The 14,229-nt window shown below is 71.3% G+C and carries 8 protein-coding genes and 2 tRNA genes; 7 read left to right on the top strand and 3 right to left on the bottom strand.

Going from position 1 to position 14,229, the window contains the following annotated elements; translation table 11 throughout:
- Positions 1–59 precede the first annotated feature (59 nt).
- From ACZ44S_RS24675 to ACZ44S_RS24665, 3 genes are all read left to right on the top strand, one after another.
- A complete protein-coding gene (locus ACZ44S_RS24675; RefSeq protein WP_466932526.1) occupies positions 60–512 on the top strand; it encodes a hypothetical protein in 453 nt (150 codons plus the stop codon).
- Positions 513–727: 215 nt separating this feature from the next.
- Positions 728–1,486, top strand: a complete 759-nt coding sequence (locus ACZ44S_RS24670) for an IclR family transcriptional regulator (RefSeq protein WP_466932524.1) — start codon at positions 728–730, stop codon at positions 1,484–1,486.
- An 87-nt stretch (positions 1,487–1,573) separates the two neighbouring features.
- Positions 1,574–1,647, top strand: a tRNA-Lys gene (locus tag ACZ44S_RS24665).
- 62 nt (positions 1,648–1,709) lie between these two features.
- Here the strand turns inward: ACZ44S_RS24665 and ACZ44S_RS24660 are convergent.
- From ACZ44S_RS24660 to ACZ44S_RS24650, 3 genes are all read right to left on the bottom strand, one after another.
- Positions 1,710–2,315 carry a lytic polysaccharide monooxygenase auxiliary activity family 9 protein gene (locus tag ACZ44S_RS24660; RefSeq protein WP_466932522.1) on the bottom strand — a complete coding sequence of 202 codons (606 nt, stop codon included), beginning with the start codon at positions 2,313–2,315 and terminating at the stop codon, positions 1,710–1,712.
- Between the two features lie 125 nt (positions 2,316–2,440).
- A complete protein-coding gene (locus ACZ44S_RS24655) occupies positions 2,441–3,613 on the bottom strand; it encodes an SPFH domain-containing protein (protein WP_466932520.1) in 1,173 nt (390 codons plus the stop codon).
- Positions 3,614–3,686: 73 nt separating this feature from the next.
- Positions 3,687–5,033, bottom strand: a complete 1,347-nt coding sequence (locus ACZ44S_RS24650; protein ID WP_466932518.1) for a peptidoglycan-binding protein — start codon at positions 5,031–5,033, stop codon at positions 3,687–3,689.
- 195 nt (positions 5,034–5,228) lie between these two features.
- On the opposite strand from ACZ44S_RS24650, the gene ACZ44S_RS24645 reads away from it, so the two are divergent.
- The 4 genes from ACZ44S_RS24645 to ACZ44S_RS24630 all read left to right on the top strand — a co-directional run bounded on the left by ACZ44S_RS24645 (position 5,229) and on the right by ACZ44S_RS24630 (position 14,169).
- Positions 5,229–5,302, top strand: a tRNA-Lys gene (locus ACZ44S_RS24645).
- 460 nt (positions 5,303–5,762) lie between these two features.
- The gene (locus ACZ44S_RS24640; RefSeq protein ID WP_466932516.1) at positions 5,763–7,796 is read left to right on the top strand and encodes a glycosyltransferase family 2 protein; all 2,034 of its coding nucleotides are present in this window, start codon (positions 5,763–5,765) and stop codon (positions 7,794–7,796) included.
- On the top strand, positions 7,793–9,733 hold the full coding sequence (glxA, locus tag ACZ44S_RS24635) for a radical copper oxidase GlxA (protein ID WP_466932514.1): 1,941 nt from the start codon (positions 7,793–7,795) through the stop codon (positions 9,731–9,733). Before ACZ44S_RS24640 ends, glxA begins: the two co-directional genes overlap by 4 nt.
- A 179-nt stretch (positions 9,734–9,912) precedes the next feature.
- Positions 9,913–14,169: an nSTAND1 domain-containing NTPase gene (locus ACZ44S_RS24630; RefSeq protein ID WP_466932512.1), complete on the top strand. Its 4,257-nt coding sequence runs from the start codon at positions 9,913–9,915 to the stop codon at positions 14,167–14,169.
- Positions 14,170–14,229 lie beyond the last annotated feature (60 nt).

Raw genomic sequence — 14,229 nt, 5'->3', positions numbered from 1 at the left:
CCGCGGACCGGGCGGGTGTCCGGGAACCACCCCTTCACACCTCAGGAGTGAACCACTCAGTGAAATTCACCGCCCCAGTACTCGTCGCCACCACCGCGTTCTCACTCGTCGCCCTTCTCGGCACCTCCGCCTCCGCGGCCACCCTTTACTCGGAGCGGGCCTCCAGCACGTCGACCTCCCCGACACTCGACGCCAACTGCAACGAGGTCACCGGTTACGAGAATCCTCGCGCGACGGCCGGCCTGGCCTGCTTCCGCCCCTACGGCGACAAGTTCTACGTCCGGGACACCCTCGCCGACGGCCACCACATCGAGGTGCGCGGCACGGTGAACCGGACCGGGGACAACTTCCGCTGCTACGAGCACGGCGGCTCCGGGGCGGGCTGGCAGGTGTGCGACAGCTTCCACGACGAGATCCCGGAGAACTCCACCATCTACTGGGAGATCGGCCTGTGGGAGGGCGGCACCCTCCTCGGCACCGGCGGCGACCCGAAGTTCAGCTCCACCTCCTGACCGGGATCCCCCGGCGGGAGTGAATCGCGACGCGCGGGGCGGATGGCCCACGTCATAACGGTGGGTCGTTCCCCTGGCATATGCCAGTGGTCGGCGTCGCAGTTGAGAGGGCCGCAATCTTGTCAACCCCCGCTTCCCAGCGGCCGTTTGACGGCTATCGTGGAGGGGATTCGCTGACCGGATTGCGGCCCCAAGAGCGAGCGCAGGGGGAAACCGTGGCGCTGAGGCACGAGCCGACCGCGTCGTACCACTCGGTCCAGGACGCCCTGCGCGTCCTGGAGACGGTGGCGCGGCACACCACAGGAGTCAACGACACCGAACTCGCCCGCGAGACCGGCCTCGGCACGGAGCGGCTGACCACCCTCCTGCGGATGCTGCGCCGCGAGGCCTACGTCGAGCAGCTCGCCGACGGCGCGTACGTCACCGGGGCGGCCTTCACCCGCCTCGGTTCCGCCGAAGGACACGACCGGGCGCTGCGCGACAAGCTCCAGCACACCCTGGACCGGCTGCGCGACTCCGTGGGCGCCGCCGTCTACCTCAGCCGGTACATCGACGGCGAGGTCAGGGTCACCCAGTACGCCGACAGCCCGGCCACCCCGAAGGTCAACGAGTGGGTGGACTTCCGCTTCTCGGCGCACGCCACGGCGGTGGGCAAGAGCCTGCTCACCCAGCTCGACCACGACGGCCGGCGCGACCATCTCGCCCGGCACAAGATGGCCCGGCTCACCTCCCGCACCATCACCAGTGACCGGCTGCTGCTGTCCCGGCTGGCGTCGCAGCCGCCCACGGTGCCGGTCCTGGACCTGCAGGAGTACGCGGTCGGCACGGTCTGCGCGGCCGTCCCGATCACGGCCGGCTCCTCGGTGGGCTGTCTGGCGCTGTCCCTCCCGGTCCAGCACGCCCACCGGCTGCGCCAGGCCGCGGACACCCTGAACCGCAACGCGGCCCCGGTGCTGCTCTCGCTGACGATCTAGGCTCCGCGGGCGGCGGTCGGAAGCATCCCTGCGGACCAGGTAGTATTTTCTCCGTCGCCGCCCGCGGAAGCGGTCGGCGGGAGTCATGCGCCGCTAGCTCAGTTGGTTAGAGCAGCTGACTCTTAATCAGCGGGTCCGGGGTTCGAGTCCCTGGCGGCGCACCCTGAAGGGCCTCTCGTGGGAGCGAGAGGCCCTTTGACGTGCTCGGTCGTCCGGGCGGCGGTCAGAACGTGACGTCGGAGCAGGCGTAGAACGCGTTGCCCGTGTCATGCACGGTCCACACCGCGAGGATCACGTGGTGGCCGCTGAGGCCGGAGGGCAGGCGGCCGCTGTGCGAGAGGGTCTGCGGCGGACGCTGGCCGTTGTAGGGCACCGTCAGGAACGGCGTGAGGTTGAGGTCGGACCGGGACAGGGCGTGGTTCTGGTTCCAGCCCGGCCTGGTGACGTAGTACTTGAAGTCGGTCGTGGCGTGCATGGCCGTGAACTGCCACCGGAAGGTGTAGCTCTGGCCGCCCGACACGCGGGTGGTGGGCCAGGCCCCGCCCGACGGGGTCCGCGGGCTGTCGAGCTGCCCGAACCGGGAGTTGCCCGCCGAGCAGAGCCGGCCGTCGGCGGGACCGGAGGCGGGGAAGCCCTTCGGGCCCTCGACGCTCTGCGGCTCCCACTGGATGGCGCCGCAGTTGGTCACGCTGCCGTTCTGGCAGAGCTTCTGCCTGCTGATCGGCAGATCGGTGTAGCCGTGGCCGCTGGCACCACCGGAGGAGAGCACGAGCGCTCCGGTCGTGGCCAGTCCCACCGCGGCTGCGTACAGCTTGGTCCGTGTGCGCATGCTGCCGCTCCTGGAGAACGTGGGGGAGTTTCAGTGAGCCGTGCAGGTAGGTCTAGACCAAGTCTCAGATTATGGTCGCGGGCTGAACATGTCCATACCAATCGCAGGCCCTGTTCTCCGGCCGTTCACGGCCCCGTCTCCCCGCGGCCCGCGCAGAACGCCACCGTCAGGTCCTTCACCAGCACCTTGCGTTCGTAGTCGTCCAGGTCCACGAGTCCTCGCACCGTGAGCCGGGTGACCGTGTCCTCCACCGAATCCACGACCGAACTGAGCACGCTCGCCCGGTGCTGGGCGTCCAGCGCGGCGATCTGGCGCCGGTGCATCGCGGCGGCCACCTCGGGCGCGTACTCCACCCGCACCGGCCGCACCGCGAACACCTCCACCCCCACCGGCGCGGCGTCCGCCGCCACCAGCCGGGTCAGCGAGTCCTCCGTCGCCTGCGTCGCGCCCCGCCCCGAGCCCGGCGCCGCCACCGGCACCCGCAGCAGCGCCGCCTCGACGCACGCGCGCAGATACGCCTCGTGGTCCTCGACGCCCAGCGTGGCCCGCGCGGTGTCCCGCACCCGCCACGCCACCAGCACGGCCACCCGCAGCGCCACCCCGCCCCGGTCGGCCGCCTGCATCGGCTCCCCGCGCCAGTGCCGCAGCCGCACATCGACCCGGCGGCGCAGCAGCAGCGGGTTGACCCACAGCAGCCCGGTCCGCCGCACCGTCCCCCGGTAGCGGCCGAACAGGTCCAGCACCCAGGCCCGCCCGGTCCGCCCGCGGGCCAGCCCGCCGAACCCGAACAGCCCGAGGGCCCCGGCCGCCGCGTATGCCGCCCACTGCGCGGGTCCGGGCCCGGCCGCACCGGCGCGTGCGGTGAGACCGAGCACCTCCGCCGCGAGCGGCGGCAGCATCCCCGCCCACCACGAGGTGGCCACGCACCCGGCCGCCCCGCACAGCCCGGCGAGCACCCCCACGGCACCGGGCAGCACCCGGGCGGGACGCTCCACGAGGTCGAGGTCGACCCGCGGGGCGGCGGCGCGGGGCGACTCCTCCTTGTCCCGCCCCCCGCCGGACCGGCGGGCGACCACCGCGGGGCGCAACCGCACGGGTGCCGGCCCCGGGGCGTCGCGGAAGAGCAGATGGACGGGGATCTCGGTGGTGGACTCGCTGTGGATGAGCCGCACCGGTCGCCCGGCCGTCGCCGCACCGTCCGACGGCTCCGCGCACGGCGGGCGCACGGCTCGGGCACCGTCCGCCGGCTCCCCGGGTTCGGGCATGTGCTCGGGGACGTGGGACGTCGTGGTGGTCATGCGTGCCTCCAGCCTCCGCGCCAGATGCGTCACGTCGGGGACCCGGACGCCGGGACGCGGCGTCCGGGGTGGGTCATGAGAAGAGCCGCCGCCAGGTCTCCGGGCCCGGACAGCCGTCCGCCGCTCCGCCGCGCCAGCCCTGGGCGCGCTGGAAGGCCGCCACGTTGCGGCGGTCCTCCTCGCCCCAGCGCGGCCCCGGGCCGTCGCTGTAATGGTGGCCGAAGCCCTTGAGCACGAGTTGCCTCCCCAGCCGGGTGACGTGGACGTTCTCGGCGCCGGGACGGAACGGCGCCCGGCCCGGATAGCCCGGCACCCCGTGCGAGAAGAGGGCGGGCGCCCCCTCCGCCGCAGCGGAAGCGGAAGCTCCGGTAGGGATGTCCCGGCCCTCGCCGGACACCAGCAGCTCCCAGGTCGACGGCCCCGGCAGCCCGTCCGCCGCTCCGCCCCGCCACCCCTGCGCCTCCTGGAACGCCCGGGTCGCCCTGCGGTCCGCGTCCGTCCAGCGCGGGCCGGGCGGGGCGCCGTAGAAGCGCCCGGCACCGCGCCGCACGAGCATGCGGCCGAGTTCCGTGACGTATGCGTTGTGCGCGCCGGGGCCGAAATACGCCGCTCCCGGGAACGGCGTACGGGGCGGCAGGAGCGGCGGGATTCCCGCCGCCGCCGTTCCCGCGCCCGCCGCGCCGTCGGTCACCCCCCGGTAGCGGTAGGGCACATAGCGCGCCGAACTGCTCCAGTAGGCGTAGGGAGTGGTGCTGCGGCGGGTGTGCGGACGGGTCTGCTCGTACGCCACGTAACGGGAGCGCGCGGCGTCCGTCCAGCCGCCGAAAAGGACGACGTGGGACCCGTTGTAGGGGTCGGCGGAATGGTGGAACAGCAGCATGTCACCCGGCTGGAGTTCGTTCTTGCTGATTCTCTGGGCGTATTTTCCGAGGCTTCCGGTCCATTCGTTCCCGGGCAGGTTCCAGGCCATCGACACATAACCCGAACAGTCCTGCCGGTATCCGTCGGACCAGAACGCGGACACGCTGTACGGGACCTTCCGCGCGACCCACTCCCGGGCCCGCGCCACGATGTCCGCGCGGCTGATCGCGGCCGCCCGCGCAGGTCCGGCGGGAGGGGCCGCCCGGCCGCCGGGGCCGTGCAGCGGGGCCGTCGGGCCCTGTGGACTCCCGGGGCCTTCACCTGCGCGAACGTCCGGACCGGCGGCCTGCTGGGCGGGCGGGACCGCGAGCGCGGGGGACGCGGGTGCACCGATGGCGGCGGAGGCCACGGCGGCCACGACCAGAGCGGTCCGGTGCGCCGCCGGATGCCCCGGGGAACGGCCGGCGGGGGAATGCGGCAGCACCCGTCGCCAGTGCACACAGCCGGGGCAGTCGCAGTCGCCCGCCGGATCGAATTCCTCGAACACCGGAGACCCCATGCGATTCCCCTCACACGCCTGCGCAATTCCTCCACACCTGTGCACGACGGCCAGTTTCGCAACGGTCTTCCCGGCGCGCATGCTGACGGTCCGAATGATGTAAGGGCGCGACGCCGCGACCGGCCGGCCGCGAGGGCGGGCGGACGGTGGTCGGGGGCACCCTCGGGGGTCCTGTAGAGTTACGGCCGTCAGCGCGCGCCGCTAGCTCAGTTGGTTAGAGCAGCTGACTCTTAATCAGCGGGTCCGGGGTTCGAGTCCCTGGCGGCGCACCGACAGGACGGGCTCCTCGTGCAGACGGGGAGCCCGTCGCTTTTGGCCGGATTTCCTCTCGCGCGCCTTGAGCGGAAATCCCCCGCCCCACGTATGTGACGGTGACCCACCGGCTCCACGCAGGCGTCACAATGGTCACGTATGTCCGGTGTACACCGCGTTTCGCATCTTGCGATCATGATGAACACCGTAGAACCTGGTCTCTTCAAGATGCTGCGGGTACGCGGCTGTTGGGGGGCAAGAAGCCGGTTGCCGACCGGGCGGGGCGAGGGTCCCGTTCATGGAGCGATGCCGAGGGGGGCATCATGCAACCGGAACAGCGCTGTGCCGTGTCTATACAGTGTGGGTGACGTGGTGACAGCCGTTCACCACTGATGCGTCTGTGAAGGTCGAGGGGGACCGCAGCGGACGTGAGGAAGCGACGAAACACGCGCGGGTGCGCGTGTGGGGGGATGACTCATGACGTCGACGCCGACGGGCGCCCGAGAGGACAACGACCCGTCCCAGACCACCCAGCTCAGGGTGCCTGCCCATCGGACAGGAAACACGGGCACGTTCCGCCGGATCAAGAAGACGCTGCCGAGATACGACTACGAGCACTACAGCCGGCTCGCGGGTCCCCTCACCCAGCCCGATCCGAACAAGCCCTACAAGGTCCAGTACCGCTCGCTGATCGGCCAGGAGCCGCACCGCATCCGCATCGCGCTGATGCTGGCCGCGGCTCCGGTGCTGTCGCTGGTGCTGCTGGTGTGGCTGCTCCAGCCCTCGCACTGGACCGAGCGGGACTACGTGGAGTTCGAGTGGCTGCCGACCCTCGACATCGTCATGCTCGTCTCGATCGGCCTGATCGAGTTCTTCCGCTGCATGAACGTGCTGTCGAACGCGCACGCCACCCTGGTCGCCCGCGACCCGATCCCGGTGGTGCCCGAGACCGGCACCCGTGTGGCGTTCCTCACCTCGTTCGTGCCCGGCAAGGAGCCGATCGAGATGGTGACGAAGACCCTGGAGGCGGCCGTCAGGATCCGCCACCGGGGCACCATGCACGTCTGGCTGCTCGACGAGGGCGACGACCCGGAGGTGAAGGAGGTCTGCGCCCGGCTCGGGGTGCGCCACTTCTCCCGCAAGGGCATCGCGAAGTGGAACCAGAAGAAGGGCGCCCACCGCGCCAAGACCAAGCACGGCAACTACAACGCCTGGCTCGACGCGCACGGTGACGACTACGACTACTTCGCCTCCGTCGACACCGACCACGTGCCCCTGCCGAACTACCTGGAGCGGATGCTCGGCTTCTTCCGCGACCCGGACGTCGGCTTCGTCATCGGCCCGCAGGTCTACGGCAACTACGACAACTTCGTCACCAAGGCCGCGGAGTCCCAGCAGTTCCTCTTCCACGCCCTGATCCAGCGCGCCGGCAACCGCTACGGCTCGCCGATGTTCGTGGGCACCTCCAACGCCGTACGCATCAAGGCGCTGAAGCAGATCGGCGGTCTGTACGACTCGATCACCGAGGACATGGCGACCGGCTTCGAGATGCACCGCCACAAGAACCCGGCGACCGGGAAGAAGTGGCGCTCGGTCTACACCCCGGACGTGCTCGCGGTGGGCGAGGGCCCCAACGCCTGGACGGACTTCTTCACCCAGCAGATGCGCTGGTCGCGCGGTACGTACGAGACGATCCTCGGGCAGTACTGGAAGGGCTTCTACTCGCTCCCGCCGAGCAAGCTCTTCAACTACACGATGATGATCATCTTCTACCCGATGTCCGCCCTGAACTGGATCCTGGCGGCGATCAGCTGTGCGCTGTTCCTGGGCCTGGGCGCCTCGGGTGTGAACATCGACCCCACCATCTGGCTGATGCTCTACGGCAACGCCTCCGCGCTGCAGATCGGCCTCTACATCTGGAACCGCCGCCACAACGTCTCGCCGCACGAGCCGGAGGGCTCCGGCGGTGTGGCCGGCATGGTGATGTCCGCGCTGTCGGCCCCGCTCTACGCGAAGGCGCTGATCGACTCCGTCCTGCGCAAGAAGAGCAAGTTCGTGGTCACCCCCAAGGGCGACTCGGCCAGCCCGGACACCTGGTTCGGCACCTTCCGGTACCACTGGTACTTCATCCTGATCTTCGGTGGCTCCATCACCGCGGGCTTCGTCTACGGACACTCCCACCCCGCGATGGTCATCTGGGCCACCTTCGCCCTGCTGATCACCGCCGCGCCGATGTTCGCCTGGCGCCACGGTATGCGGCAGGACCGCAAGAAGCCCGGTGCCCATGCGGGCGGACGCCGGCCGGAGGACGACGAAGCGCCCCGGACGCAGCAGCTGCCGCAGCAGCACGCCCCGCACCAGCCGCACGCCCGGCCCAGCTGGGCCGGTTCCCATGGCGCACCGGGCGGATCAGGAGGCCCCGAAGGGCCGGGAGGACCCGGGGGCGGCAACCCCGGCAACGACCAGACCATGCAAATCGCCCTGGGTGGACTTGGGGGACGTAAGGAATGACTGACCGTGCAGGCCGCCGTCGCGCCCGTCGGATCGCGATAGGCACGGCGGTGGTACTAGCGCTGGCCGGAATGAACGGGCCGTGGCTGTACCGCTTCGGCACCGAGAAATACCACCAGTACAAGATCAACCAGCCCGAGTACAAGGCCGCGAACGGCAAGTGGGAGATCATCGAGTTTCCCGAGGAGTACCGGCAGAACACCATCCACGCGGCGCTGCTGCGCACCGGCAAGGTGCTGCTCGTCGCGGGCTCGGGCAACAACCAGGACAACTTCGACGCGAAGAAGTACGACACCCGCATCTGGGACCCGGTCAAGGGGACCATCAAGAAGGTGCCGACGCCCGCCGACCTGTTCTGCACCGGCCACACCCAGCTGGCCAACGGCAACCTGCTCATCGCGGGCGGCACCAAGCGGTACGAGAAGCTCAAGGGTGACGTGAAGAAGGCGGGCGGCCTGATGGTCGTCCACAACGAGAACCCGGACAAGCCGATCACCCTGCCGGCCGGCACCAGGTTCACCGGCAAGGAGAACGGCAAGACCTTCGTCTCCAAGGACCCGGTGCTCGTCCCCCGGGCCAAGAAGAACTTCGACAAGGAGACCGGCGAGTTCCTGGGCAACACCCCGGGCTACGGCCGCACCTACGTCGAGGCGGAGAAGGAGGGCAACAAGTACGCGACCGGCACGCAGGACAACTACACCGTGCAGGGTCTCACCGGCGAGGACGCGAAGAACACCTACGGCATCGCCGAGAAGCTCGCCCTGGACAAGAAGGACTTCCAGGGCATCGACGACGCCTTCGAGTTCGACCCGGTCGCCGAGAAGTACATCAAGGTCGATCCGATGAAGGAGTCCCGCTGGTACCCGACGCTCACCACCCTGAGCGACGGCAAGATCCTCAGCGTCTCCGGCCTCGACGACATCGGCCAGCTGGTCCCGGGCAAGAACGAGGTCTACGACCCGAAGACCAAGGAATGGACGTACACCGAGGAGGAGCGTCAGTTCCCGACGTACCCGGCGCTGTTCCTGATGCAGAACGGCAAGATCTTCTACTCGGGTTCCAACGCCGGCTACGGACCGGACGACGTGGGCCGCGAGCCCGGCGTCTGGGACCTGGAGACCAACAAGTTCGACAAGATCCCCGGGCTCAGCGACCCGAACATGATGGAGACGTCCGGCACGGTGCTGCTGCCGCCCGCCCAGGACGAGAAGTACATGGTGATCGGCGGCGGCGGCGTCGGCGAGTCCAAGCTGTCCAGTGAGAAGACCCGGATCGTCGACCTCAAGGCCGACGACCCCACGTTCGTGGACGGCCCCTCGCTGGACAAGGGCACCCGCTACCCGCAGGCGTCGGTCCTGCCGAACGACGACGTGCTGATCACGGGCGGCTCGGAGGACTACCGGGGACGCAGCGACTCCAACATCCTCGAGGCGCGGATCTACGACACGGAGAAGAACGAGATGGAGCGGGTCGCCGATCCGCTGGTGGGCCGCAACTACCACTCCGGCTCGATCCTGCTGCCCGACGGCCGCGTGATGGTCTTCGGCTCCGACTCGCTCTACGCCGACAAGGCCAACACCAAGCCGGGCAAGTTCGAGCAGCGCATCGAGATCTACACCCCGCCGTACCTGTACGGCGACACCGAGCAGCCCGACCTGTCGGGCGGTCCGAAGACCATCGAGCGCGGTGAGTCCGGCACCTTCACCTCGAAGGACGCCGCGTCGGTCAAGAGCGCCCGGCTGATCCGGCCGAGCGCCTCCACCCACGTCACCGACGTGGACCAGCGCTCCATCGCGCTGGACTTCGAGACCGACGGCGACAAGATCACCGTGACGGTCCCGGAGAACCGGAACCTGGTCCAGTCCGGCTGGTACATGCTCTTCGTCAACACCGGCGACGGCACGCCCAGCAAGGCCCAGTGGGTCCAGGTGCCCTAGCGGCACGGATGTGGGACAGGGGGCGCCCTCCGTGAGGGGGCGCCCCCTTTCCCGTGCGTACGGCGGCCGGCCGGACGGTCGGCGTTGGCCCGAAACAATCTTGCCGGGCGCGCGGCACCGGTGTGACCTCGGTACGACAGTGCCGGCGTCCGGGACAGCCGTGGCGGGGGAAACGGGAGATGGCCGAGTCGACCGCATCGGAACAGGTGGCCGAGGACGTCCTCGCCGCCGCGACCGTCCAGGTCGCGGCCGCCGACGGACACATCGGGGGCCTGGGGGTGCTCATCGCCCCCACCCTCGTCCTGACGTGCGCCCATGTCGTCCTGGGCGCCTCCCGGCTCCCCCTCACCCGCGCCGAGCCCCCGCCCTCCCCCGTCCGGGTCCGTCTCGCCCTCAGGGCCGGTGAGGAGACCGAGGCCGTCGTCCGCGACTGGGTACCGGTGCGCGAGGACGGCAGCGGGGACGTCGCCGTCCTGTCGCTGGCCGGCCCGCTCCCCGGCGCCCGCCCGGTGCCGATGGTGGCGCCCCGCACGGTGTGGAACCACCCGGCGATCATTTTCGGACTGCCCGACGACGGCACCGGCGGCGGCTGGCACACCGCCGTGCTGCGCGCCCGCACCGGCACCGGGCGTCTGCAGATGTCCCCGTCCGACGCCCAGGCCGACCCGGTCCAGCGCGGCTTCAGCGGCTCGGCGGTGTGGGACCTGGAACTCGGCGCCGTGGTGGGCGTCGTCGCGTCGGTCTCGTCACCGAGACGCGGCCAGAGCTTCTGCATCCCGACCGGCACCGTCCTCGACGAGGTACCGGCCCTGGCCGGACTCCTCGCGCCCGCCTCCCCCTTCCCCGGGCTGCGCCCCTTCACCGAGGAGAACAGCGCGCACTTCTTCGGCCGGGACGAGGACGTCACCGCCGTCGTCGACCTGCTCTGCCCGGACGGGCTGCCCGAGGGCTGTGTGACCCTGACGGGGCCCTCCGGATCGGGCAAGTCCTCCCTGCTGATGGCCGGCGTGGCACCCCGTCTGCGGGAACAGGGGATGGAGGTCGTCACCCTGCGCGCCGAGGGCCGGCTGCCCGACGCCCGCACGGTCCGCGAGACACTGACGGACCCGACGGACCTGACGGACCGCGGTCACCGGGGTTCCGCCCCGGGGACGGTCCTGGCCCTCGACCAGGCGGAGACCCTGCTGCTGCGCCCCGAGGACGAACTGCGGGAGCTGGTGGACGCCCTCCGGGACGCCTGCGCCCGGCACGGCGTCGGCGTCCTCGTGGTGCTGCGCACCGACTTCCAGGACGCCGCCCTGCGCCACGCGGAGTTGAGCCGGCTGGTCGGCGGCGCCCCCGCCCACCCCCTGGGCCTGATGAGCCGCGAGCAGCTCACCGAGGTGGTCCGGCTGCCACTGCGGTCCTTCCCCGCAGTGGAGTACGACAGCGGGCTGGCCGACCGGCTCGTCGAGGACGCGGCGGGCCGGCCCGGGGCCCTGCCCCTGCTGGGGTTCGCCCTGACCACCCTGTGGGAACGACAGGTCGGCGGCCGGCTCCGCCTGGACACCTACCGCGAACTGGGCGGCGTGGGCGGCGTCCTGAGCAGCACCGCCGACTCCGCCTGGCGCCGCGCGCTGCGGGGCGCGCCCCCGCAGGCGGCGGCCGGACTGCTCCGGGCGCTGATCCAGCTGCCCCCGGGCGGCACCACGGCACTGCGGGCCCGGCTCGCCCGCCGCGACGCGGGCGAGGAGCGGTGGGCCATCGCCCGGCGCCTGGCCGAGGCGCGCGTGCTGGTGCTGGGCGCGGACACCGAGCGGGGCGAGACGGTCGAGCTGGCCCACGAGGCCCTCATCGAGCACTGGCAGCCGCTGGCCGAGCAGTTGGAGAGCGACCGCGCGTTCCTCGCCTGGCGCGGAGAGCTGCGCTACGACCGGGCCCGCTGGTGGCGGGAGGGCCGGCCGGACGGGGCCCTGCTGGAGGATCCCGCGCTCACCGCGGCGGAGCAGTGGCTCGCCGAGCGGGACGACGAACTGACGGACGACGACCGGGAGTTCATCGCGGCGAGCACCGCCCTGCGGGAACGCAAGCGACGCGAGGCGCAGAAGTACGAGCGGCGCCGGCGGTGGCTGCGCCGGCTGGGCGTGGCGGTCACCGTCCTGGCCGTGGTGGCGGCCTCGGTGGTGTCCGTGCTGTATCTCAACCTGCTGGAGGAGCAGCGCCGGCTGGCGTCGGACCGGCTGGCCCAGCAGGCGGCGACGTACGACGACGTGTCACTGGTGACCTCCTCGCTCTTCACCGCCGCCGCGTACCGCACGGACGCCCGCCCGGACGCGCGGTCCGCGCTGCTCGCGCAGTACCTGCGGTTCCGGGACGTGGAGCGGATCGCGCTGGAGAACCGTGACGAGGTCGACAGCGTCGCGCTCACCGAGAACGGCGAGCGGCTGTACGCCCTGCTGAGGAACGGCGGCTTCGTGGACGTGGACCTGCGGGGGAAGAAGCGGCAGGAACCCCGCTCACGCACCAAGGACAGCGACAACGCCCGTATCGCGGTCTCCCCCGACGGGAGCGTCGTGGCCCGGGCGAGCGACTGGGGCCTGGTCTCGCTCGGCGTGCGCGACACCGCCGACCCCGACCCGCGTGCCCTGAAGCTCGTCCCCCTGCGCAAGGTCGCGGACGTCGAGGACAACCTGCGGGGCGTGAACGACCTGCGCTTCGACGGCGACGGTGAGCGTGTCCTCGCCGCGATCCCCCGGGAGGGCGTGCTCGTGTGGCGCACCGACGCCGGCCGCCGCACCGGCCGGACGCTCACCCCGCCCCGCGGCTGGGACGCGGCGCAGGCGTGGTTCGGCGCGGACGGCACGGTGGTGGCGCGGATCGTGCCCGTCGGCGCCGAGGCGGACGACCGGCGCGGCAGGCTGGTCTCCTGGGACATGGAGCGCGGGAAGCTCCACCGCCCCTGGGGCGAGCGGGCGACCGCCTCCGCCACGGTCAGCGGCAACGGGCAGGTCCTGGTCACCTGCACGGAACAGGGTGTGCTGGAGGCCTGGCGGCTCGGCGGGACACCGCGTCGCTTCCGGAACTGGAACAACACCGCCTTCCCCGGGCTGTGCCCCCTGTACGCGCCCCGCCTCGACGCGTCCGGCCGGTATCTGGTCAACCCCACCGGCCGGATCGGCGCCGATCTCGGCCGGCTGCGCTTCCTGGTCCTCGACCTGGAGAAGGGATGGCCCGCCACGTTCGACACCCCGGCTCCGGCGGTCGAGGACCAGAACGTCACCGGCCGTCCGTTCGCACCCCCGGTCGCCCTGGCCGGGCCCCCCGACGACCTGCGGGCGGCGGTCGGCGTCGGCGGGAGCATCGTCACCGTACGGGTCCGGCCGCCCGGGGAGTTCGACACCAACGCGCTGATCCACCGCATCCGCACCCTGGACGCGGCGCACGACAGGATGGCGGTGGTGGACAGGGACGGCACCGGACTGCGGCTCTTCGGCCTGTCCGACCGGCGGTTGCTCGCCTCGGCGCGGGCGTCACAGCCGCTGGCCGCCCTGTACGCCGCGTTCACTGCGGACGGGAAGCGGGTCCTGACCATCGCCGAGGACCAGCGCACGGTCCTGGTGTGGCGGATCGGGGAGGACTCGGGCAGGACCCGGCTCACCGAGGAGCACCGGCTGGAGCTCCCCGCACCGTCCGGCCTGACCGCGGCCGGGCCCGATCCCCTCACGGGCCTCACCCCGTCGTGGATCAGCATCGGTTTCCCGGACGACACCCACGCGGTGATCTCCGGACTGTCCTACGTCTCCCGCTGGCGGCTCGACACCGGTGAGCAGGACGGCAGGACGTATCAGCCCTCGGTCCAGGAGCAGTACCAGCTCGCCAACGAGGCGGCCTGGACCTTCGCCGGTGCCGTCCCGGGCACGTCCCAGGCGGTGGTGCGCACGCTGGAGGAGGTCGGGGTCTGGGACTTCGACACCGGGGAGTTCACCCGGTGGTTCCCGCGTGACGGCGACGAGCGGTCGATACGGTCCATGGCTCTGTCCCCCGACGGAGAACTGCTGGTCGTGCTGTTCTCCGGGGGACAGGTGCGACGCTGGGACGTCGGGAAGAAGGACTGGACCGATCTCGACCTCACCTACGACGACGTGTACTGGTTCGGCAACTTCCTGGACGACCGTGTCCTGCACACCACCACCGAGGCCGGTGAGCAGTTGGTGTGGGACGTGGCGGAGCGTCAGGAGCTGTACCGCTACCACGTCGGATACGGGGCGACGGGCTCCCCGAGCCCCGACGGCGCAACCCTCGCCCTCCTCGACGGCTCGCGCGCCTCCGTCGTCCCGCTCGACCCCGAGCGGTGGATCGAGCGGGTGTGCACGCTCGCCCAACGGGAGCTGAACGACGGCGAGAAGGAACTCGCGGCCGACCGCGGCGAGGTCGACGACCTGTGCTCCGGTCGGTGAGGTCCTTCCGGGACACGGGCTGTCCGGGGCAGACGGGCCGGCCTGCCCCGGTCCCCTCAG

It is taken from the genome of Streptomyces malachitofuscus (assembly GCF_055571035.1).
The sequence above is the reverse complement of the archived record's forward strand: the minus strand, read 5'-3'. Positions and strand labels throughout refer to the sequence as shown.